General features: G+C 66.3%; 15 protein-coding genes and 1 pseudogene. 7 read left to right on the top strand and 9 right to left on the bottom strand.

Annotation, left to right across the window (positions count from 1 at the left end; genetic code table 11):
- Positions 1 to 74: 74 nt before the first annotated feature.
- The 5 genes from ACTJI8_RS10100 to ACTJI8_RS10080 all read left to right on the top strand — a co-directional run bounded on the left by ACTJI8_RS10100 (position 75) and on the right by ACTJI8_RS10080 (position 6,586).
- Entirely contained in the window at positions 75 to 329 is a 255-nt protein-coding gene (locus ACTJI8_RS10100; protein WP_440733303.1) for a hypothetical protein, read from the top strand.
- 57 nt (positions 330 to 386) lie between these two features.
- Positions 387 to 1,079 (top strand): hypothetical protein, encoded by a 693-nt coding sequence (locus tag ACTJI8_RS10095; RefSeq protein WP_440733302.1) that lies wholly within the window; start codon positions 387 to 389, stop codon positions 1,077 to 1,079.
- A gap of 122 nt (positions 1,080 to 1,201) precedes the next feature.
- Positions 1,202 to 2,344 (top strand): hypothetical protein, encoded by a 1,143-nt coding sequence (locus ACTJI8_RS10090; protein WP_440733301.1) that lies wholly within the window; start codon positions 1,202 to 1,204, stop codon positions 2,342 to 2,344.
- Positions 2,345 to 2,395: 51 nt separating this feature from the next.
- Positions 2,396 to 3,697: a hypothetical protein gene (locus tag ACTJI8_RS10085; RefSeq protein ID WP_440733300.1), complete on the top strand. Its 1,302-nt coding sequence runs from the start codon at positions 2,396 to 2,398 to the stop codon at positions 3,695 to 3,697.
- A gap of 234 nt (positions 3,698 to 3,931) precedes the next feature.
- Complete coding sequence (locus ACTJI8_RS10080; protein ID WP_440733299.1) at positions 3,932 to 6,586, top strand: hypothetical protein; 2,655 nt, start codon at positions 3,932 to 3,934, stop codon at positions 6,584 to 6,586.
- 261 nt (positions 6,587 to 6,847) lie between these two features.
- Here ACTJI8_RS10080 and ACTJI8_RS10075 read toward each other — a convergent pair whose 3' ends face one another.
- The 4 genes from ACTJI8_RS10075 to ACTJI8_RS10060 form a co-directional block, all read right to left on the bottom strand.
- Entirely contained in the window at positions 6,848 to 7,099 is a 252-nt protein-coding gene (locus tag ACTJI8_RS10075; RefSeq protein WP_440733298.1) for a sulfate permease, read from the bottom strand.
- A gap of 367 nt (positions 7,100 to 7,466) precedes the next feature.
- Complete coding sequence (mobF, locus tag ACTJI8_RS10070; protein WP_440733297.1) at positions 7,467 to 10,982, bottom strand: MobF family relaxase; 3,516 nt, start codon at positions 10,980 to 10,982, stop codon at positions 7,467 to 7,469.
- Between the two features lie 669 nt (positions 10,983 to 11,651).
- Positions 11,652 to 11,993 (bottom strand): hypothetical protein, encoded by a 342-nt coding sequence (locus ACTJI8_RS10065; protein ID WP_440733296.1) that lies wholly within the window; start codon positions 11,991 to 11,993, stop codon positions 11,652 to 11,654.
- A gap of 28 nt (positions 11,994 to 12,021) precedes the next feature.
- Positions 12,022 to 12,720, bottom strand: coding sequence for a GAP family protein (locus ACTJI8_RS10060; RefSeq protein ID WP_440733295.1), 699 nt, complete (start codon positions 12,718 to 12,720; stop codon positions 12,022 to 12,024).
- A gap of 69 nt (positions 12,721 to 12,789) precedes the next feature.
- On the opposite strand from ACTJI8_RS10060, the gene ACTJI8_RS10055 reads away from it, so the two are divergent.
- Positions 12,790 to 13,407, top strand: coding sequence for a TetR/AcrR family transcriptional regulator (locus ACTJI8_RS10055; protein WP_440733294.1), 618 nt, complete (start codon positions 12,790 to 12,792; stop codon positions 13,405 to 13,407).
- A 576-nt stretch (positions 13,408 to 13,983) separates the two neighbouring features.
- Here ACTJI8_RS10055 and ACTJI8_RS10050 read toward each other — a convergent pair.
- Positions 13,984 to 15,054 (bottom strand): ABC transporter substrate-binding protein, encoded by a 1,071-nt coding sequence (locus ACTJI8_RS10050; RefSeq protein ID WP_440733293.1) that lies wholly within the window; start codon positions 15,052 to 15,054, stop codon positions 13,984 to 13,986.
- A 389-nt stretch (positions 15,055 to 15,443) separates the two neighbouring features.
- Between ACTJI8_RS10050 and ACTJI8_RS10045 the strand changes: the two are divergent.
- Positions 15,444 to 17,249: pseudogene (locus ACTJI8_RS10045) on the top strand (oxidoreductase); the annotation flags it as partial.
- Positions 17,250 to 17,251: 2 nt separating this feature from the next.
- On the opposite strand, the gene ACTJI8_RS10040 reads toward ACTJI8_RS10045, so the two are convergent.
- The 4 genes from ACTJI8_RS10040 to ACTJI8_RS10025 form a co-directional block, all read right to left on the bottom strand.
- Positions 17,252 to 17,875 (bottom strand): MFS transporter, encoded by a 624-nt coding sequence (locus tag ACTJI8_RS10040; protein ID WP_440733292.1) that lies wholly within the window; start codon positions 17,873 to 17,875, stop codon positions 17,252 to 17,254.
- Between the two features lie 28 nt (positions 17,876 to 17,903).
- Complete coding sequence (locus ACTJI8_RS10035) at positions 17,904 to 18,518, bottom strand: MFS transporter (protein ID WP_440733291.1); 615 nt, start codon at positions 18,516 to 18,518, stop codon at positions 17,904 to 17,906.
- 39 nt (positions 18,519 to 18,557) lie between these two features.
- Entirely contained in the window at positions 18,558 to 19,736 is a 1,179-nt protein-coding gene (locus ACTJI8_RS10030; protein ID WP_440733644.1) for a multidrug effflux MFS transporter, read from the bottom strand.
- Positions 19,737 to 19,842: 106 nt separating this feature from the next.
- Positions 19,843 to 21,486 (bottom strand): FAD-dependent oxidoreductase, encoded by a 1,644-nt coding sequence (locus ACTJI8_RS10025; RefSeq protein WP_440733290.1) that lies wholly within the window; start codon positions 21,484 to 21,486, stop codon positions 19,843 to 19,845.
- Positions 21,487 to 21,496 lie beyond the last annotated feature (10 nt).

Below are 21,496 nucleotides of genomic sequence, written 5' to 3'. Positions count from 1 at the left end.
GTCACGACGAGCGCGGCGTCACTGATCGCCGCCCGTCATCGGTGACTGTCCGTAGTCAGACATAGGCTCTCGGCATGGCTCTTGCGTATGCGTTCGTTGACGAAGATGGCACGCGGTTCGGCGAGGAGAACCCTGATGGCAGGTTCACCGAGTTCGAGTATGTGCCAGCTTCGGGGCCATTCGCCGGGCGCCGACTGACCGTTCATGCGACCACTTGGGACGGTTTCCCGAGCAACACGCGCCTCATGGCATCGGACCGGTGGGGCTGCCAGGCGACGATCGAGGTCGAGGACCTGCTCGGGATGGACCCGGTCGACCCGAAGAGATGAGAGTCAGGACTGTGGCATCCGCCTGCTGATTGAGTCGACCGGTAGCGAGCGTGCCGTATGTCCTACCTGCTGGACATGGAGAGGTCACGAGGCTTTGAGAAGCCAGAGCGCGGCAAACCGTATGAGCTAGAACAGATCCATGAGTTGGATCGAGGTACGCACATGACTCCGAACGTGGAACGGGTGCCCGCCTCGGCGCAGTGGCGTGACCTGGCTGCTCGAGCTGGGAGAAATGAGAAGCCGGCTCTGCTGGTGACCGCGGTTGGCGGGGGGCTGCTGGAGGATCCGCGGGAGCTTCGGACGGCGCTGGAGGACACGTGGACGACGTGCGAGTGGCCGGGCCTCGCTGCGTCGCGGGAGTTGTGGACGGCCTTGTTCTCGATGGCGACGCCGGCGGACACCTACCTCCACGAGGTAGAGCCGAGGCCGGTCAGATCGCTGCCGGAGAGCCTGCATGTGTACCGTGCCGCGGCGCCCGGGCACGAGGACGGGATGTCTTGGACGACGAGCTTCGAGAGGGCGCACTGGTTCGCAACTCGTCTGGGGGCGCTAGGAGGGCGCCCGCACGGCATCGTCGAGATGGATGTGCCGCGCGAGTTCGTTCTCGCCCTGTTCCATCGAACGCGGCAAGAGCACGAGGTCGTCGTCGATACGGAACAGTGTCCTGCCGGCCTTTCGCGTCCTGTGGAACGGTCGCGGTGGGATGAGTTGGTCGTCGCGGACATGGCGGGCTCTTCCGGGCAGGACTGATGCGGCCTTGAGGTTGAGAAGTACGCCGAAGGAAGCCATCATCGAACGCTCGTGACCGGGAGTCGCCGTACCTGTGGACTGCCTCGCAAATTGCGCGGGCGGTTGACAGGTTGGAGATCCTGATGACGAAGCTTCCCGCGGAGGGAGCCCGCGGCCAGTTGTGGTCGGTGCGCGTTCCGGTCGTCTTTGATGTCAACGCCCGATCATGGGCAGACGCAAAGGCCCTCGTCGAGAAGGCGATCACCGGCAGCGTCGCCGCCGCGCATCCGGCTGAGAGCGCGCCGGAAGGGATCCGCGGGTGGGCGCATCAGGAGAGCGCGTACCCGGCGAAGGACGTTCCGGACTCCGTGCATCAGACGTTCCTCTCGGATCTGACGACCGTGGAGGTGCTCCGGGCGTTGGTGGATGGTGAGAGCCACCGAGACCCAGCTGCCCGGACCTTGACGGACGAAGAGTTGGTACAGCTTCAGGTGACCCTGGCCAGCGCGGATCGATTCGTCGAGCTGGAGACGCCCGGCGTGCCCGGCGAGCCGCTCTTCGCCGGGCACGCGAGCGAGGCAGTCGGAGAGGTTCCGGAGGGGCTGTATGACGCGCGGGACTTCATGGGGCGCAGCGTGCAGCTGCTCGTCGGGCCGTCCCGTTTTGGACAGAGCGGGCAGGCCGCAGCCTCGTTGCCGATTGGTCAGATCGACTCCCGGGCGCTCTCCGATATCGCATCGCTGCTGCAGCATTTCGATCGCATGCAGCAGCCATCCGCCGTTTTGGAACGGGTGTCTGCAGTCGTCCAGCGCACCGGACATTCCGGCCTGCGCTCTGGCGAGCTGTTGGCGGCTCGCGCGGCTGCCGCCCGCCCTGCACCAGTCATGGTTGGCGTCGTCGACTGGTCGGACGACCCAGAAGTCGAACCGACGATTCGTGTCGGGACTCGGAGTGCCCCGTTCGTCCGGGCGCTCGCCCAGGAGGTCTTCGAAGAGCTGAGCAGCTCCGACGCATATGCCGGCGCCACCGAGTTCCTCAGCACTCACCGTCGTCCACAGGAATGGCGCACTCCGGAGGACGTCGACGCGTGGCTTGACGCTCTGCGTGAGGCGACACCTCACCCGCGGGTCACAGTCACGCAGATACCGCTCAACGAGGCGGCATCAGTCGGTCATGACGTCGGTCAGCTGATCTCAGCAGCTCTGCAGCGCCGCGAGGAAGACCTGAGACCGCCCACATCAGCCCCTCACGCTCCGACGTCACGTGGTCCGGAACTCGGCCTTTGACACACCTGATGCGTGAGGCGCAGCACGCGCCTACCGGGAAGGAGCACGGAAATGGCTGAGGAGTCAAAGAGGAAGCAGTACGTGATTCCGATCGCGTTCCAGATCGCCGGGGACAGCCGCGAGGACGCAGCCGGAGCGCTGTACGATCTGCTTACCACTGCGCGGATCGGGATCGACGACGAGGCCGACGCTGCGTTCACGTCCGCGCAGCCGGTGAACGCATGGTGGTTCCCGGAGCAGGAGCTCAAGCACATCGACGGCAACACTCGTTCGGCCAGAGCGCTGTATGACGACAGGCCGTTCCTGACCGCGTACGACGGATCGCCGGTGCTGGACACCTTGGAAGAGATCTTCCCCAAGGAACCGAACCAGGACGACTACCGTCGCGACGACGGCACGCTCGACGAAGCAGCGTACAACGATGCGTACATGGACTTCACGGAGGATGCTCTGGAGGTCCTTGCCGACGTTCAGTACTCGACTCGTGCGCAACGCAGGGTGGTGGAGGACCAGGATCTCCGTGACGCGTTGTCTGATCTGCTGGAGCGCGCTCCGTTGCCGGTTGAGCCACACAAAGACGACTACTTGGTGACCGTGGCGCCGGGATATGAGGGCGAGTTCGAAGGCGCCCGGTACAGGTGGGATCACACCCAGTGGGAGGCCGATTTCCTCACTGCGGCGCGCGCCCGCGAGGCGAGACTACGAGAGCTGGCCGTGCAGGGCGGTTCGCCGAGTCAGGCGTTGCCGGTGCGATTCCAGCATGACTGGGTGCCGCGGGACCTTGTCGCCCTGCAGGCGTTACGGGATCTCATTGACCAGGAAGCGTCGCCGCTTCCGCCTCGACGGCTACTTTCTCGTGAGGCGCGCGCCCGGCTGCAGGGCGTCTTGCATGAGGCGGATCTCGATGTGCGAGTGGAAGGGCCGAACGGGCAAGTCCTGTACGCCGGGGCGTCGTCGCGGGCGGCGGGCTCGCTCGATGCCGGCGTCTACGACGCCGTCACCGTCTTCGGGAACCAACCCGCCCGCCTCGTCGTCGGCCCGGTCGGACCTCATAACGCGCCCGTGTCAGCCGCGTTCCGCGTCAACGAGCACGAGAGTAGCGCGCTCGACGAAATCGCACTGACGATCCAGGCCGTGCCTGATGATGAGCTGCGTAGTCGACTGGCGCACGTCCTCGAGACGACAGGTCGATCGGGGCGACGGATCACCCAGGCCAAGACACCCCTCGAGCACGGAGTTCTGCTCAACGAACTCCTTCACAAGCGTCGAACACAGCTCGACCGCGATGCCGTATCTGATGGCAGCGACCCGCCCCCGCAACGCGTTATCGGCCCCGAGTACCCCGGCCGCTGACCCGCCCCCGCCCACGCGCCCCTCAACAGGGTGCGTGGGCTTTTCGTTGCGTCTGACCTTGCCGCGGATCGGTGCGCGCGCGGTGCGTGCTTCGTACCTGTGCTCCGGGCGGAGCATTCCGCCTCTTTGCACATGGAGGAGTGATAGATGAGTGTTCTGCTCTCACGTCCACAGGGCGTGGAACCCGGGCGGCCAAAGCCGCGACCGGGGTATCGGAGATTGCGGGGGCTGCTGATGGTCCTGCTCGTGGCCGTTACCGGCGGTGTGCTGCTGCCGCAGGCCGCAGAGGCGGCGACCCGAGGACCTTCGTACTGGAACGACTACGGCGTGCTCGGTGCCTACGTCGCGGAGTCCGACGGGATGCAGGTCTACTGCATCGACAGCGGGGCACCGAGCCCGCTCGGGATGACGACATCAGCCCCATCGACCGTGACCGCGCTGAACAGCCACACCGGGCAGCAGCTGTCGCAGACGGCTCTGGCGCAGCTGAACTACGTGCTGGCGAAATGGGGACCGTCCTCGGACCCGAACGTGACGGCCGCCGTGCAGATCTTCGCCTGGGAGGTCGCCGACCCCGATACGTACAACGCGTCCGGCGGCACCGACCACTACATCCTGCGCGTAGACCCCGCAGCACGACAGACCGTGCTCGACAACCTCGCAATCATGCGAGCCGAGGCAGCCACGAACGCGTCGGTGGCACCGACGGTGGACGTCGAAATCACGATGCAGGATCAGTACAACGGGTACCTTGACGTGACGGTCTCCCCGGCATCGATGGCCGGCAGCGTCGTGCTGAGCGGAGCGCGATTCCTGGACGGATCAACGTCCAAGCAGGCAGGCATCGGCCGTTACGACATTGTTGGCACCCCTGCCTCGGGCGTTCCGGCCTATCAGGTGTCTGCTTCTGCTTCCTACTCTGGGGCCGGGCTCGGCGCACGCGTGAACCTGTACTCCACCCCTGGATCGCAGCGCCTTCTCGCTGCCGGTACGCCGGCTGCTGCAACGGACTCCGACCAGACGCCGATGATCTCGTTGGATTTCCAGCCGGTCATCGGCACGCAGGTCGCCAGTCGTTTCGTTGCTGAAGGTGACGCCTTCGTTGACACCCTGGACGTATCTACGGTCGGCATGGGTGACTGGATCCACGTCGAGGGAACCCCAGTGCCGCTGGAGGCGACCGGCGTGCTGTACGGGCCGTTCGAGGAGCAGCCGGCCGAGTCCGAGACAGTCCCTGCGGGGGCGCCGGTCGCGGGCACAGAGACTCTTGTCTTGGACCGTGGGGTTGGCACATACGAGTCGCCCGGGACCGTCGTCGCGGCGGAGTCTGGGTTCTACACGTGGGTGTGGAGCATCGACCGGGACCAGCAGGGCGATGCTGCGCAGTACATTCGCGGATCGTTCACGGACTGGTTCGGGCGGGTCGCCGAGACTCACGTGACCCCGTTCCAGCCTGTTGCCGTCTCGCATGCTGACGCACGTCTCCTCGTGCCCGGCGACCCGGTCACCGACACCATTGAGGTGTCCTCCTCGAACGGTTCCTGGTTGCGTGTGGACGGCGCCCCTGTGCCCGTGACGTTCACCGGCACGGCCTATCAGGTGCCCGGCACGCTGCCGCCGCTCGAACAGGAAACGGTGCCCGCTGATGCTGTCGCAATCGACACGGTGCACGTGATCGCGGACGGGCCGGGCACGTACACATCCCCGGAGGTCGTGCTGCCGGATGCCGGGTTCGTGACGTGGGTGTGGGAAGTTCACCGGGCCGAGCAGCCGGCGGAGTTCCGCGATTACATCGCCGATGACTGGGCCGATCGCTACGGCATCCCTGTGGAGTCGACGAGTGTCCGCCACCCGGTGACCATCACGTCCGAGGTTCGGGAGTACAACGTCCACCCGGGCGGACGCGCGTTCGACACGATCACGGTGACCGGGTTCCCGGACAACCATGGCGAGTTCACCGGCGACGGGTACTGGGGCGCAGACCTCGACGAGATCACGCACACCGTGTACGGGCCCCTCGCAGAATCGGACCTGACAGACGAGCTGGATCTGGACGCAGCGCCCACGCTGACGACGATCACCACTCCGGCCCGTAACGGCGACTGGCGCATCGGCTACACCGATGACGACCAGATCCGCCCGACCGAAACCGGCTACTACGTGATCGTGTCGAACTTCGGCGGAGACGACCGGGTTCAGCCGTATGCGTCGAGCCCGGCCGACATCCTCGAACGGTTCTACGTTCCCGAGCGTCCGACGCCCGGGTGGGACGTGCACGTGCGTACCCAGGCCCAGCCTGACGCGCTGGTCGGCGAAGAATTCGAGGACGTCGCCACCGTCACCGGTACGAACATTCCTGATGGCTCGTACCTGGTGTTCCGCGCGTACGGACCGTTCGAGACGCAGCCGGCGGACGGTGAGGAAGGAGACCCCTTCTTCACGTCGAAGCCGATCCCGGTGAACGGACCCGGCGAGTACCGCTCGGGTGCGACCAGCGTGGACGAGGCCGGACTGGTGTTCTGGGTCGAGACCCTGTATTCGGCCGAGGACGATGTTCTAGCTAGTGGCTACCTCGGCGCTCCCGGGGAGACGACCAGGATCACCGCGAAACCCGACCAGCCTGAAGAGCCCCTCGAGCCCACGACACCAGCGACACCGGAGACACCCGAGACACCCGAGGTCCCGTCACGCCCCGGAACGGATCAGCTGGCGTCCACCGGCATGGACGGCTGGGTCTGGACCGCAGGCATCATCGGTCTGGTGGGTGCTGCCACTGGTCTGACGCTGCTGTTCGGACGCGCCCTCGCTAAACGACGCGAAGAAGCCGGGTACGTGCGGGAGGAGGATCAGCTCCCGCCCGGCGAAGAACTGACCAACATGAGTGACTAACTGACCGATCCAACAGTCGTTGGGCGCAACTCAACGACGGGGCCAGGGTCCCGCCCGACAAGGCGGGGCCCAGGCTCATTGGCTGCAATCATCGGCCGGTCGCGAGACGGGATAGCAGTCGACTCCTGCTCCCAGCCATCAGCGGATTGCGACTGCGCATCCTCGTTCGGCGCGAGTGCCGCGACCCCCGGCGCGTGCGCCTGTGCACGGCACACCACCACACGCCCGCTCCCTAAACGGTCGCGGAGCGCACCTGGCGTGCTATCCGCCGCTCTCACGCAGACGGGCTCGGAGGAGCCACACCAGGCTCACCGGACCGAAAGCCAGGAACTTGACTGCATTCACTCCGCACAGCGCGAAGAGCAGGTAGAGGGCGGGACTCGCGCCGTTCTGCACCATCACGATGCAAACCACGGCGATGAATCCGTAGAGGACGCCGAGGCCCATCGCCGGTACGCCCCATTTCAGGCCCCGCCGGGTCCTCAGGACGGCGAACAGACGGTTGGTTGGCATCCACCGCTGCAGGAAGTTGTACGTGGACTCACTTCGCGCCCAGAGCCGCTGCATCAACATCTCGGACCTCACAATCAAGCACGACCTACTTGGACAGCGGCGTGGTCTCGTGCGAATGATGGTCCCCGATGGGGTCTGCTCTGCCGAACCCCTAACGAGGTTCGACTCGGCCAAAAATTGTCCTGCCGCACCTTCACGATACCCCCGACTCTCCGCACGGGGAAGAACTCTGGGGTGAAGGCTGGTCGGTTCTACGGTGAGCCCGGTCGGTCGGGTACGGTAGCGCTCCAGCTTCGGCCGCCGGAATTGTTCTCTAAATGGCGCGCCGTCTGCCGGCGGGCCAGTACGAATTCACCCGCCATGCTGGTCACAGGGTTCGCCCGGACTGCCGCCCGGTGCTCCGACGCTGCGTGGAGTCTTGTGCACCGTCATGGCTATCTGTGATGGCCGTCAGTGCTTGCTGTGCACGGGCGTACTGCAGACGCTGGACGTCGTTATCGGGCATCGGACCGAGCGCGTGAGTCGGCGTTGTTACATGGTTGAGGTCCCGGTATGCCGCGACGATCACGAGTGCGTGGCGGCGGCGGGCGGCGGCACGTATGTCATCGGCCGCTGCTGGCGCGAGGCGTCGTGCCCAAGGGTCCGTTCGCGCGTCGACAGACTCCGCTAGTGCGGCGGCACGCTCGACAATCAACCGTTCGCGTTCCTGCAGGGCCGCACGCATGGTCGGCTCCATCCTCCCTTGGGCACGCGGGAGAAGTCCCACGATCAGCTGCTGTCGACGTGGCGCCGGGGTGTAGCGCGCCGTGGCTCGGAGTAGTCGGGCACGAAGCAGCGAGCCGAGATCCTCAGTATCGGCGAGACCGCCCGCCTGGATGATGGCCGGGACGAGCGCGTCTATGTTGTGCCCATCGCCTTCGAGTCGTCGTAGCGTCGCCGCGAGCACTCCGTAGGAGTCGGCCGCCAGGAATTCATCGAGTCTGGGTTCGTCGAGCCCGCTGTCTCGGAGCAGGGTCACCCAGCGGTCGTGTTGGGCGGTTTGGGCGATCGTGTCGTATTCCGCGGCCAGCTGTCGGATCGATCCCCAATCCTCCTGCTCGACAATGATCGTCTCGTGCGCCGAGAGTTCCTCGCCGCTATGCTGAAGGACGCCGAACAGAATGGAGCGGGCGGTCATCTGCAAGTCTTCGCGGTGCTGGTGCTCCTCGAGATGGTCTTGGTCAGTGGCGACATAGACGGTGTTCGCTTCCCGGCCTCGAGTCATCGCGACGTACAGCGCTTCGCGGGTCGTTTCTGGAGACGCGACCACAGCGTGCGCGGTATCTACGGTGATGCCCTGGGCACGATGCGCGGTGATCGCATAGCCGAGTTCAACGTGCTCGGCAACGTAGGGCGCCGGCAGCGTGATCGCCGGCCGCAGACGAGAGTGTTCACGACGGACGGTCAATGAGCCGTCATCGGACGCGGCGGTGACGATCCACCTGTCGTTGTTCTTGACCCAGCCGCGGCCGACGGCGAGGCGACGGTTGTTGCGGCGGCTGATGACGACGTCGCCAACGGACGCTGCGGTGCCGTCGTGCAATCGCACACCGCCTTCGGCGACGTCGCCGGCGAGGATCCGATCTGCTCGAGCACGGTCGTTGAGCTCGATGACCGTCGCGGACGTCTCTGCGACGAGGATGCTTGTCTGTCCCGAGTCACGGTCAGCGCGCCACGCCCGGTATGCGGTTTCGAGCACGTCCTGGCGGGGTGCGCCGATCACCCGGTTGTGCTCGATATAGGTGTCCACTACCACCGGGTCACCGAGCCGCAACTGCAGGGACGCGTGCTTCTCCCAGTCGTGCCGGAATCGACGCACGTCCACGAGCTCTGGTGCGTCGTCTCGCTCACGGACAAGCATCCCGAACGCTCCACCGGCATCGACGGCTTGCAACTGTGCGTAGTCGCCGACGAGCAAGATCTTCGCACCGGCTTGCTCGGCGTGGGCGGCGAGTTCGTCGAGTGCGAAGGTACCCGCCAGGGAGGCCTCGTCGATGATCATCAACTGGCCATGGTGTAGCGCCAGGCCCCGGGTGCGGTGTTCGTGTAACCACTTCGCGGTGTTCTCGGTCGTCACACCGAGGTCGTCGCCGAGCACCGCTGCCGCTGCCGCGGAGGGTGCGAGGGCGACAACGGATCCGGCGCCGTGCTCGCGCTCCCATGCCTGACGGAGCGCACCCAGGGCGGTCGTCTTTCCGGCGCCGGCTGGGCCGACGAGCACGTCCAGGATGCGCCCGGACACGGCGACGCGAGCGATCGCGTCGCGCTGGTCAGCACCAAGTCGTCGAGCATCCCGTCTCGGGGTGGTGGCATGCTCAACGGTGTCGATCGAGACCGATGGGCCGTGTGTGCTGTTGCCGAGCGCAAGGAGACGGTCCTCCGCGGCGAGCACATCCTCGGAGCTGTAGACGATGGAAGCCTCGGGGCGGAATACGCTGCTTCCGTCGGCGCGCTGGAACAGTTGCGGGCTGCTTGCCAGTTCGGGTGGGGTGAGCTGCAACGATCCGTTTTCGGCGGCGTCCACGATCAGGCCGATCACCGCTTCCCGATCGTTCGTCGTCTGAAAGCGTGCGGGCATGGTCTGTCGGACTGCTTCTGCATGCAGGTTCCATCGCCGCCACGTGGAGCGGCGGTCCGCCACGTTGTGAACTACCTGTCGCGCGATCGCCTCGATCTCTTCCAGCGGCACATCATCGGCCCGCAGCAGAGCCTCGGCTGGCCGGTCCGAGTTCAGCAGCGCACGTACCCAGACCTCGGGCTGCTGCCCGAGGATTGTTCGCGCGCGTCGTCGCCATTGGGAGGTGAGATCCGCCAGCGAGAGGTGCTGTTTCGGTGGACGTGTCTCGAGGGTTGCCTGCTGACGGATCCGCCACAGTTGTGTGGGTGAAGGGGCGCGCCCGTGCGCGGCCACGTACTCGTTGACGAGCCGCTCCTTGGTGCGCTCGATATCGCGAGTGCGCGACGAGAACTCGTCCATGAGTCGTTGCGGTACTGCCGTGATCTCCCACGCTGTCATGCGACCCTCGCCGCGATCGCGAGCCTCCCATGCAACGTTCAACGCCCGTGCAAGGTGGTCGGACAAGAGGGCGTTGTAGTGCTCTGAAATCCCCGTAAGTGCGCCATGCAGCGCACGGGAATCGAGGGTGCGCCACTTCCCGTCGTGTGCCCCCTGGACACGATTCGCGAGGACAACATGCGTGTGCAGCTGCGGATCAGAGGCGCGCGAGTCGTAGTGATCGAACACCGTTCCGATCACCCCACGCACGGGGACCTGTGCGACGGCACCGCGCGGGCCCAGCGCTCCGACGCGCGTGCGCGCGACGTCACGTTCGATCAGATCGAGCACATCTTGCATTGCGGCGTGATGCGCCTGAACAATCAGTGCCTGCGTCCCCGCGTCGGAGACGCCCCACAAGGTAGATACGGACTTGGGTACCGAGAATGTCAGATCAAATCCGGCGACGGCACTGCCGGGGGGTCTTCTCCGCTCCTCGGTCTCGATGAGCGCCGACTGTAGGGCCCGATCCGCGTCGCTGAGGCCGTCGGGGAGATGTTCCATTCGCCGTGAGACTCGATCGCTGACGGTCGCGAATGTCCGGTACGGGCGGCCGAGTTGCTCACCGCTACCAGGATCCTGCCCCGCACCGATCAGCGCACGCAGCTGCGGTTCAGTGATCGGTGCTGACGGATCGACGTGGATACCAGTAATGCCGGTTCCTGCCCAGCGCCCCGGCGGGGTGCCCGCCTCCGCGTAGTAACGGGTCAGTGGGGTCGAGAATGCCCGGTCCCCGTCACCGGCCGCGACGCTGCGCAGCAGGTACTTGTAGCCCTGGCCTGCGCTCATCACTCGCATCGAAACTGTCACACCCCAGAGGTAGGGATAGTGAACACTCCGACACTCCGTAGTTTCGTACTTCCTGTCGCTCAGCGGTTAGTTCTATGGACCTTAGGTTTTTGTGGTACTCCAGTACCGCGAGGACGCGTTTGTTGCCGGAGTGCTCGCCGGGTTCGAGTTTGGTGAAGATGCTGCTTACGTTGCGCTCGACGGAGGGGGGCACTGAGGCGGGGTAGCCTGATGACCTGATCATTCCGACCTCCCTCGTCCAGGTGCGCGAGTACCTCTCGCCCTCGGTCGGTGAGAGTTGCGAGCGGGTCGTGGCTGGGACCGTTGTCCAGAAGCGCGGCGACTACCTCGGGTCGATGCTGACCCCGCCGTTACCTACGGTGTCGGCTGCGGTTAGGAAGCCGGCGAATCATCCGACGCGTTCTTTCAGGAGGTATCCGGTGCCTCCCGAGACATCACTCTGTCGGCACAGAGCCTGGCACCTTTGCACGGCGGCCCTACGCCTTTCGGGTCATGCTCTCCGACCTGGGTACCAACGGGGGTGATGACCGATGAGTTCGGACGCGCCTTGGACGATGGCGGCGTACCCGTCGAGGGGCTGTACGTCGTCGCATCCGCTACTGCAGGCGCTATGCGAGCCCGTGTGCACGTGCATAGCTCGACTGTCGGTCAGCGGTGTTGGGTCGAATCGTCACGGTCGATGTCGTCGCGGGCGGCGGGACCCTGCGCCGCAGGCCCTGTCGCGCGAGCATCCCGCTGGGCTTCCGCGCCGCGGGACGGGCCGACGATGTCCTCGCGCAGCTCCTCCAGCAAACCGCGAGGTGCGTGGCCGCGCGCGCGGCGCCGCGACTCCCAGAGATCGAGCCCGCCGAGGCCGATCAGCGCGACGCCGATGAGGCCCCCCTGGAACCAGAAGACGCGAAGCTCCCAGAAGAAGATCGCGAGGACGGCACCCGCTGCGATAGCCACGAGTCCGAGGATGGTCCTTGGCGACCAGGAGATGTTCTTCATGCGTTGACGCCTTTCGTATGTGTGGAGGCTAGGAAACGAGGTCGAGTCGTATCGCCGCGTCGGCAGCCACGAGCCCGCCGAGGACGATCAAGATGGTGGCGATGACGGCGTTGGACTGTCGTTCGAGCCACCGGCCAGCCGCAGCGAGTGGTTGTGCAGCCCGCTCTCCGATTCCGACACGAACTGCCAGAAGTGCGATCGCCGGCAGCATCATGATCGCGACATAGCCCGACACCGCCAGGGCGGACTCGATGGGCGAGAAGGTCGATCGCTCGATCATCCCCACCGCCGCAAGCAGTGGCAGCATGGTCGCTGCCTCCAGGACGCCGGCCGTCAGTGCGAGTCCGATGATGGCCCGGTTGCCATCGAGCCGCAGCGTCCGGCTTCGCCAGCGCCCCGCCCGAGAAGGCTGCGCCGTCGACGGCCCGGGCCTCCGATCGGTCCAGATCCCGAGACCCAGCACGATCACTCCGGCTGCGAGCTGGATCCATGACCACGAACGGTCCGGCTGCAAGGTGTGCGCGAACTCGGTCACCTGCGTGACGAACGCGAGTAGCGCGAGGCTCAGGACCCAGTAGAAGCCAGCGATGACGACGAGATAGAGCAAGATGCGGCCCACCTCGAGTCGCTCTCGCATCAGGAGCCAGATCGGAATGACGAGGGTGCCGATGCTGGTGCTGTCCGCCAGCGCCAAGCCCACGAGGACGCCCAGTTCCGAAGCAACCACCCGCCACCACCTTAAACAACACAACCGTACTGTAACAGATTGACGATACGGACGTGCTATAAAAGGCGGGTGCCGAAGATCGTGGACCACGAAGCGCGTCGCGCGGAGCTTGCGGCTGCCGTGTGGCGCGTCATCGGGCGTAGTGGGATGCAGGGCGCAACCGTCCGCGCCGTCGCGGCTGAGGCCGGTGTTTCCTCGGGAGCACTGCGCCACTACTTCGCGGATCAGGTCGGACTGATCCGCTTCGCAGCCGAGATGATGACCCAGCGCGTCGGCGAACGGCTGCAAGAGCACCTCGACATCGGGCGAACTGGTCGGGAGCTCAGCCGCAGTCTCCTCGAGGAGATGCTCCCGCTCGACGCGAACCGGCGGATCGAGGGCACGGTGTGGCTCGAAGCCCTGACGCATGCCCGCTGGGATCCTGCGCTCGCCGAGCTGAAGACGGCTGGATGGTTCGGCGAGCGGTACCTCTGCCGAGTCGCCGTTGCCAGCGCCAAGGGTTTACAGATCCCGCTGCAGATGCGCGACGAGCTCGACGATCCCAGCGACGAGGAGGCAGTGGGTCTCCTCCACACCTTCATCGACGGCCTCACCCTCCAAGCGATCACGTTCCCTGATCAACTGGACGCACGGCACGTCTCGACAGCTCTCGACCGGTTCCTTTCCACCTTGGCCCCTCGCGCATGACGTCGTGTCCTGCAGGGGAAGCTAGCCACTGCTGACGGGACCCTCATCGACCAGTGCGGCGCGTTCGGGTCGGTGCGTTGACCGGTTGAGACCGCCATCGTTTGCGGCGCTGTCCAGAACTAAGGCTTAGGAGGCCCGCCGCAAACTTTTGTCATAACCAGCGAACGGCAGGGGTTTCCGGCAGATGTCGCAGAGAGGTTCTCGGTTTGTCGATGGGGTTACTGCTCCACAACGATGTGCCCAGTGTTGCCATTGACGGTCAAACATCTCCTCGTATAGCCCCTCATTGAACTCGACGGCGACGACGCCGCGCTGACCAGCATGTTCGTCCGTGTCGATCTTCAGAGCTCGGAGTCGGTCGTGCCCCCCTTCGGGTGGCACCACGACCAGCTCGTGCGCTGTGACGACGGGCGGAGGCGATTCACCATCGCGCCCCATGCTGGAGACACTGCATCCGTCTGCCGGCGTCGCGCCTGTCTCGGATACGCCGACACCGTAGAGAGCCGAAATCGGGGACAGGGAAACGGTGGGGCCGGGAGCAGTTTCGGTGCTCCCGGCCCCACCGCACTGTCCGGTCTACTGCTCCGGCGTGAACACGCCGTCCACCAGAGGACCGGGCGAGACGATGCGCATCGCCACACTGGGATCCACGTCGAACTGGTGCGACGTGGGAGACCACTTGTACTGGGGCAGGTAGGCGTACGGGGAGTCGGCGTCAGCGGTCACGTCCAACGCCAGGTAGGAGGCGCTGATCGCTTCGGAGTCATCACCGTCGGCAGACTCCCAGGCCGCCTTGGCGAGCCAGGGGATGTCCCAGAACAGTGCGTACTGGTAGATGGTCTGGTCGATCTTCCCGCCGTCTGCGGTGAGCGCCGTCATCAGGTCGTCGAAGCCGACGGTGCGCGGCGACGTCGGATCCATCGGGAAGTACGTAAGGACCTTCACGTTGACCCAGTCGGCGGGCCCGCTCATCGAGGCCAGGTCGGTGGTGCCGTAGTCCGCGTGGCCGTACGTCGGGATATCCCAGCCGAGCTTCGTGCGGCTCTGCAGCGTGTAGCCGGCGACGGCCCCGTAGCCCTGCAGGATGAGAACGTCCGGGTTCTCGGCCTGCAGCGACTGCAGCTGCGCTGTCATGTCCACGTCGGTGGTCCCGAACTCCTGGTGCGCCACCTCGATGCCTTTGTCCTTGAATCCCTCTTCGTAGGCAGTGCCGACGGCTTGCCCGTTGGCATCGTTCGCGTTGAGGATCGCGACCTTCTTCGGATCGACGTCGGCAATCACCTGCTCGATCTGCGCGTCGACCTGCAGCGGGTTGGGGACAACCATGCCGAAGTGATATGGATACTTCTCACTGTCGGCGAGGGTGGCCTGCTGCCCGGTGGAGATGATCTTCTCGCGGGTCAGTGCGGCGATCATCGCGAGGCCCACGTTGCTGACCGATCCGGGGATCGCCAGATCGATCGGCCCCTTGTCCAACTGCTCCTGCAGCAGAGTGGTCGCCTTCGCAGGATCGAGGCCGTCGTCGGCCACGACGACCTCGATCTGGCGCCCGTCGATGCCGCCGGCGGCATTGACGGCATCCGCCCCCGCCTCCAGGCCGCGGACGTTCGCCGATGCGATGCCTGCGGCGGGACCGGAGACGCCCAAGCTGGCATAGATGATGAACGGATCTGCCGTCCCCGGCGACTCCCCATCCGCTCCAGGACCGGCACATCCCGCGAGAGCGAGAGCGAGAACCAGGACCCCGGCCCCGATTGTCTTGCGAGAAACCACGTTGTCTCCTCAGATGCTGTGCCCGCAACGCCGCGGGTCTGCGGAGGCCGCATCTCGCGGCCCATAAGCAGTCACACTACGAGGACTACCTTGCCGTGTCCAGCAAAGTATGCAACATTGTTATGTAAATAACGAGACAATTGGTCGAGCGGCAGTCTTTTGTGCGCGCTGTCCGACCGAGTTGGCAAGGGCGCTGGGAGGGGCTTGGATGACGATGGCCGATGTGAGTTGCCGGTTGCCGTTGCGAGCGACGCAGGTCTGACATGGCCGACAGGTACCCCAACGTATTCAGTCCGCTGCAGATCGCGGACGTCACCATCCCGAACCGGATCGTGCGCACAGCGCACGGCACAGGGCTGGCCGGGGAGGATCTGTTCGCCTATCACGAGGCACGCGCACGAGGTGGGGTGGCCCTGAGCATTCTTCAGATCGCGGGAGCCCACCCGAATTCGCCCACACCAACCGTGCCGATTCGCTCGGCGGAGATGCCGCGGATCTATGCGGAACTCATCTCCCGGACGCGCCCGTACGGGATGCGGCTGTTCCAGCAAATCTCACACGCGGGCAGCGAGGTGCCGTCCGCTCCAGGCCTTGCCCAGTGGTCCTCCAGCGCCGTACCGGGCATCCTGGTGGGCACTGTCCCAATCGCGATGACGCAGACGATGATCGACGATGCGGTCGCCGGCTACGCCGACGCTGCCCGCGTCGTCAAGGAGTCGGGCATCGACGGAGTGGAGATCCACGCCGCCCACGGGTACCTCGTGCACCAGTTCCTCTCACCCGCCCTCAACCACCGCGAGGACGACTACGGGGGGTCCGCCGAGAACCGGCTGCGCTTCCTGCGGCAGATCCTCGCCGCAGTGCGCAGCGCGGTCAGTTCCGACTTCCCCGTCGGGATCCGCCTCGCCGGGGACGACGGAATCCCGGACAGCCTGCTCCCGTCGGAGGTCTCCGCCATCGCGCACGCGGTGGAATCGGACGTCGACTTCATCGATCTGTCCCTGGGCAGCCATTGGCACTTCCACAAGATGCTCACCAGCATGGAAAGCCCGCTCGGATACGAGATCCCCGTGAACGAGCCCATCGCGCGTTCCCTACAGGTGCCCACGATCGTCACCGGCCGGATCATGACGCTCGACCATGCCGAGCACCTCCTGGAGACGGGTGTCGCCGACATGGTGTCGATGGTCCGCGCCACGATCGCCGACCCGCACCTCGTCAAGAAGGCGAGAGCCGGTCGCGACAGCGAAATCAGACCGTGCACAGGCACCAACCAGGGCTGCATCGGCCAGTTCATGACCGCTGGCCGGATCGCCTGCGCCGTGAATGCCTCCGCAGGGCGCGAGGCGATCATGCCCGAGCCCCTCGAACCGGCAACGGGGCGGCTGCTCGTGATCGGTGGGGGACTGGCCGGGATGGAAGTCGCCCGCCTGGGCGCCGAACGCGGGTACGACGTCGACCTGCACGAGATGCGCCGCGAACTGGGAGGACAATCCCGGGAGGCGTCGGGCGCGGCCGCCCGCGCTGACTTCGGTGTCATCGCCGACTGGCTCGAATCAGAACTCTTCCGACTCGGCGTGAGCGTCCATCGGGGCTCCGTGCTCGACCCGCAGGAGATCGTCGCGCTCGCGCCGGATGTGACCGTCGTGGCGACCGGCAGCGCGCCCGACCGTGAGATGGCGACGATGATGAACCCGCGCGGTCCCGTGCCCGGAGCGGATCGGGCGCACGTTCTGACCACGTGGGACGCCCTTCGGAGAAACCGCGGACCCCTCGGCCCCCGCATCATCGTGTATGACGACACCGGGGCCTTCGATGCTCTCACCGTCGCACTACGGCTGACCGAGGAGGGATGTGCCGTCACATTGGTCACGAGGAACGCCGGCATGGGGGCGGAGCTACCGGAGCCACGAGCAACGGTCGTTCCCGCCCTGGAAATCCTCGCCCGGACAGGTGTCGTCACGCATGCCTGGTACACGCTCGAGGAGGTGACCGCGGACGGGGCACGATTCCGAAGCGTGCTGGGCGCCACCAGCCTCGAGCTCGAAGCAGACCACGTGGTCCTCAGTACCTATCCCAGACCTGACCGGGATCTCCCCGAGGCCCTCGAGGATGCCGGTATCCCTTTCACGATGGTGGGGGATGTGACCGGCACCCACGACCTGTTGCGCACGTTCCTCGACGCGTCGTTGACGGTGCGCGGGTGGTGACTGCCTGTTCGTGGGCTTCGGAAACCGAGAAGGAACGTGCCCAGGCCCAGCAGCGTGACCAGAGCCCCGGCCGCGGGGATCAGCGCGAGTGAGCCGGCGGTCAGGGCCGCCGCTCCGAGCAGCGGCGCCACCGAGACGTCGAGGTAGAGGGCGGTGCTGTACCAGGAGATCGCGGTAGACGCTTGCCGTGGGTCGACGGCGATCAAGCGATGCTGCACGGGCACCCCGGAGCCGAACGCCGCGAAGCCCCAGAAAAGGAACGCGACCGTCAGACCGGCGAAGTTGCCGTGCACGAGTGCCACGCTTCCCAGGGCCGCGACCTGCAGGATCATGAACCCCACCCCCACGCGAAACGATCCGTACCGGTCCGTCAGCGGGCCGCTGATCACGTTGCCGACCACCGCGAGGACCCCGAAGGCGAGGAGCAGTCCAGCCAGCAGCGTGCCCTGGAAACCGGTGACGATGGCGCTGAAGATGTACACCACGTTGAGTCCGCACAGGATCAAAAGGTGCTCAACAGAGGAGCAATATGCGGGGATCGCGTAACACGGTGAGCCGCTGGGTGAGCCCGATCGGCGGGCTCACCGGAACGCGGCGCACGAGCAGGAGCAGCGAGATCAGCAACCCGAATCCCAGCCCGACCATGCCGAGCAGCGGGACGCGCCAGCTGGACGCGGCGGCAACCGCGGTGCCGAGAGGCGAGCCGACGGCAGTGGCGAGCGTGAACCCGCAACTCACGAACGCGATGGCCGCCCCACGACTTTCTGGTCCGACGATCGCGGCACCGGCTGCGGTCGCAGTCGGCACGAGCGCCGCTCCTCCGAGAACGGCGAGGACCCTCCCGACCGTGAAGGTCACAAGGTCGGGTGCGGGCGCCGCGACGATCATCCCGAGGAGGGCGACGACGAGCCCGGCGGCCATCAGCCCGGTGCGGGACCACGCAGGGACCACGATGGACACGACCGGCGAGGTCAGGGCGATGACAGGCGCATACAGAGTGATCGAGACGGCGACCTGACCGACCGATGCATGCAGATCCCGTGCGATCTCGGGCAAGACGCCGGACATGACGTTGCTGTTGGTGGCCATCAAGAACAGCGCAAAGGCGAGGATGGACCAGCGAAGCACCGCCCCACTGCCAGCTCGTGGTGTCTCGTCGGACAGGTGTCACTCTGCCGGAGGTGACGACGATCGTCTGCCGCGCACCGGGCAAGTATGTGCCAGCAGCGCGAGCACCAATGCGGCTCCGACCGCGCAGATCATGGTGACGCCCATGATGTCACCCCCGGATCCGGCCAGCAGTGCGACCAGCCCGGGGGTGGTTCCGCCGAGGAGGTACTGGGCACCTCCGAGGAGAGCGGCGGCGGTGCCGGCGCCGCGGCGAAACGGTTGCAGGGCGAGAGTCGTCGCCATCGGCAGGATCGCTCCGAGCTGCAGCGTGGTCACGAACAGTGTGAGCTGCAGCAGCCACAGCGGTCCGCCGGCGAGAATGGTGGCCAGTAGCGCCGCCGACCCTGCTGTGGCCAGGATCAGTCCGGTCAGCAGGATACGTGCCGGACCGATGCGGCGGGCGAGCAGACTCGCGGTCTGTCCGCCGAGGATGATGGCCACCGCGTTCGCGGCGAAGAGTGCGGCGAACGCGAGCGGATCCGCATCGTATTCGTTCTGGACCACAACGGAGATGAAGGTGAGGTAAGTGAACATCATCGCCGTTGCGCAGACGAACACGCCCGCATGCAGCAGGAACTGCCGATTCCTCAGTGGGTGGGCGGGGGAGGGGTGGCTGGAACCGCTTAACCCATGCACGGCCGATGGGGCGAGCGTCTCGGGGACGAAGAGGAACGCGAGCAGGAGGAGGGCGACGCCGATCGCGACCAAGGCGACGAAGGTGCCGCGCCAGTCGGTGAACTGGACGATCACTCCGCCCAGCAACGGGGCGATAATCGCCGCCGTGCCCGCGATCATCGTCAGGCGGGCGAACATGCGCGCCAGGGTCGCGCCGTCGAAGAGATCCCGGACGATGGCGCGACCGAGGACGATCCCGGCAGCGCCGCCCACCCCCTGGAACAGGCGAGCGACGAGGAGGACGTCGATGCTGCTCGCGAACGTCGCGATGCACGATGCCAGGGTGAACAGGATCAGCCCCGCCAACAGCGGTCGGCGCCGTCCGACGCGATCGCTCCACGGTCCCCAGATCAGCTGCCCCGCCCCCAGGCCGATCAGGCACATCGTGAGCGTCGCCTGACCGGCGGCGTCGACGGTGCCGAGGTCGTCGATCAACGCGGGCATCGCCGGAAGGTAGAGATCAGCTGCGAGGGGCCCGAACGCGGTGAGGCAGCTGACCACGATCAGCAGGAGCGCTCGGCGGGGAGGTCTCCCGATGCCGGCGGTCACGGTCGGCCCTTACGGTCTGACGGGCGCAGGATCTTCTGCCGCAGGGGTGGGCGTTGTCTCACGCGGTTTGCGTGGGAACGGTGCCCGTCGTCAACGCTTTCGCGGCCAGATACCCGTAGAGGAGTCCGCGTTGGTTGCCGATGCCGCTGTTGTAGCCAACGCCGATGTCCAGCTGGGCGGTGCAGTTGCCGGCCGCGTATAGCCCCGGGATGCTTTCCCCCGCCTCTGTGCGCACGTCGCCATCGGGGCCGATCACAATCCCCGCGGCGGGACAGTTCACGCCTACCCGGGTCAGCGGGAAGGCGTGAAAGGGCGGCTTCCGCAGCGCACCGAGGTTCGGGTTGGGCAGGCGCGGGTCGCCGTGCAGTGTGAGCGTGTAGGGGAGGGTGCCGCGGTGGAAGTCCGAGTCGTTTCCGCTCTGGCTGAACTGGTTGAACCGGTCGATCTCGTCACGCAGCCCCGAGGGGTCGATGCCGGCTCGCTGCGCGACCTCTGCGATCGTCGCGCCGGTTGCTGCCATTCCGTCAGGCAGAGGTCCGCCCGGAGGGACTGCGCCCATGGCGTAGGAGTCGAGGTAGGTCTGATCCACGACCACCCAGGCCGGCCAGTTGTGCCCGGTACCGTCGCGCCCGCCGACGACTCCTTCCACGAGCGACATGTGGAAGGAGTCGTCGGCAAACCGGCGTCCTGCGGCATTGACGACGATGCTGTGCGGCAACCCTGGGGTAAAGTATCGGAAGACCGGTTCTCCCTCACGGTCCTCGCCCGGCGTGTGAGTGCCGAACACCGCACCGCTCGTGTACGGCTGCCGGACGACTGCGACTGCTGCGCCGAGCGGGCCGGTGAGCTCGAAATGATCCCCGCGTGTGGTGGAAGGTGCCATGCTCCGAAGGTCGGCGATCTTGTCAAGATCCCGCTGACGCTCCGGGTTCCAGTCGTAGCCTCCCGTGGCGACGATCACGCCGGACCGGGCGTGGATCTCCCGCTCCCCCCTACTGTCGCGGACCACGGCACCGGTGACTCTGCTGCCGTCCGAGAGAAGACGGACGGCGCGGGTGGACGGCGCGAAATGGGCACCCTGATCAGCCGCCGACCGCGCCAGGGCAGCGGCCAGCCCGGGGCCTCCGCAGCGTTGGCCCGCCTCGAAGCGCTGCCTCTTTCGTGCCTCGAGCTCCGGAGTGGGCGCCTGACCGCCGGCGTCGACCCGATCCTGGGTGCTGAGCCAACCGGCACCGTAGGGTGAGGTCGCGACGATGTCCGACAGGTCGTTGAGTTGCCGTTCGTTCCACGGCTCGATCTCGTGGATGCGTCCTTCCGGCTTCGATCCCGGTGCGATCGGATAGTAGTAGTCGGGGGAGCGCCGGATGACCGTCAGCGGTACACCGAGGTCGCGGAGGAACCGGATGGCCTCCGGGCCGCGGGAGATGTACACGTCGCGCAGCGCCGGGTCCGCACCGCTCTCGGACAGCCATTCCAGGTATGCCGCGACATCTGCCCGGGAGTCGTTGATGCCCGCCTCGCGTGCGGGATCGGTGAGCCCCGCCCACACCTGCCCGCCGGAGTAGGCCGCCGCGCCGCCGACTTTGTCGGCGGCCTCCACCACGATCACCTCGGCGCCGTTGTGCCCGGCGGCGATCGCTGCGGACAGCCCGCCAGCTCCGGATCCAATCACCAGAACGTCACACGTGTCAACGTGCGCCATGACTACTCCT

This window comes from Microbacterium sp. 22303 (assembly GCF_052045265.1).
Classification (GTDB): domain Bacteria; phylum Actinomycetota; class Actinomycetes; order Actinomycetales; family Microbacteriaceae; genus Microbacterium.
Note: the sequence above shows the minus strand (reverse complement) of the source record. Positions and strands in the feature narration are given on the sequence as shown.

Bases quoted from the DNA above. Each gene is read 5' to 3' on its own strand.
- ACTJI8_RS10100 (WP_440733303.1), top strand. From the start codon at position 75: ATGGCTCTTGCGTATGCGTTCGTTGACGAAGATGGCACGCGGTTCGGC.
- ACTJI8_RS10095 (WP_440733302.1), top strand. From the start codon at position 387: ATGTCCTACCTGCTGGACATGGAGAGGTCACGAGGCTTTGAGAAGCCA.
- ACTJI8_RS10090 (WP_440733301.1), top strand. From the start codon at position 1,202: ATGACGAAGCTTCCCGCGGAGGGAGCCCGCGGCCAGTTGTGGTCGGTG.
- ACTJI8_RS10085 (WP_440733300.1), top strand. From the start codon at position 2,396: ATGGCTGAGGAGTCAAAGAGGAAGCAGTACGTGATTCCGATCGCGTTC.
- ACTJI8_RS10080 (WP_440733299.1), top strand. From the start codon at position 3,932: ATGGTCCTGCTCGTGGCCGTTACCGGCGGTGTGCTGCTGCCGCAGGCC.
- ACTJI8_RS10075 (WP_440733298.1), bottom strand. From the start codon at position 7,099: ATGCCAACCAACCGTCTGTTCGCCGTCCTGAGGACCCGGCGGGGCCTG.
- mobF (WP_440733297.1), bottom strand. From the start codon at position 10,982: ATGAGCGCAGGCCAGGGCTACAAGTACCTGCTGCGCAGCGTCGCGGCC.
- ACTJI8_RS10065 (WP_440733296.1), bottom strand. From the start codon at position 11,993: ATGAAGAACATCTCCTGGTCGCCAAGGACCATCCTCGGACTCGTGGCT.
- ACTJI8_RS10025 (WP_440733290.1), bottom strand. From the start codon at position 21,486: ATGGCGCACGTTGACACGTGTGACGTTCTGGTGATTGGATCCGGAGCT.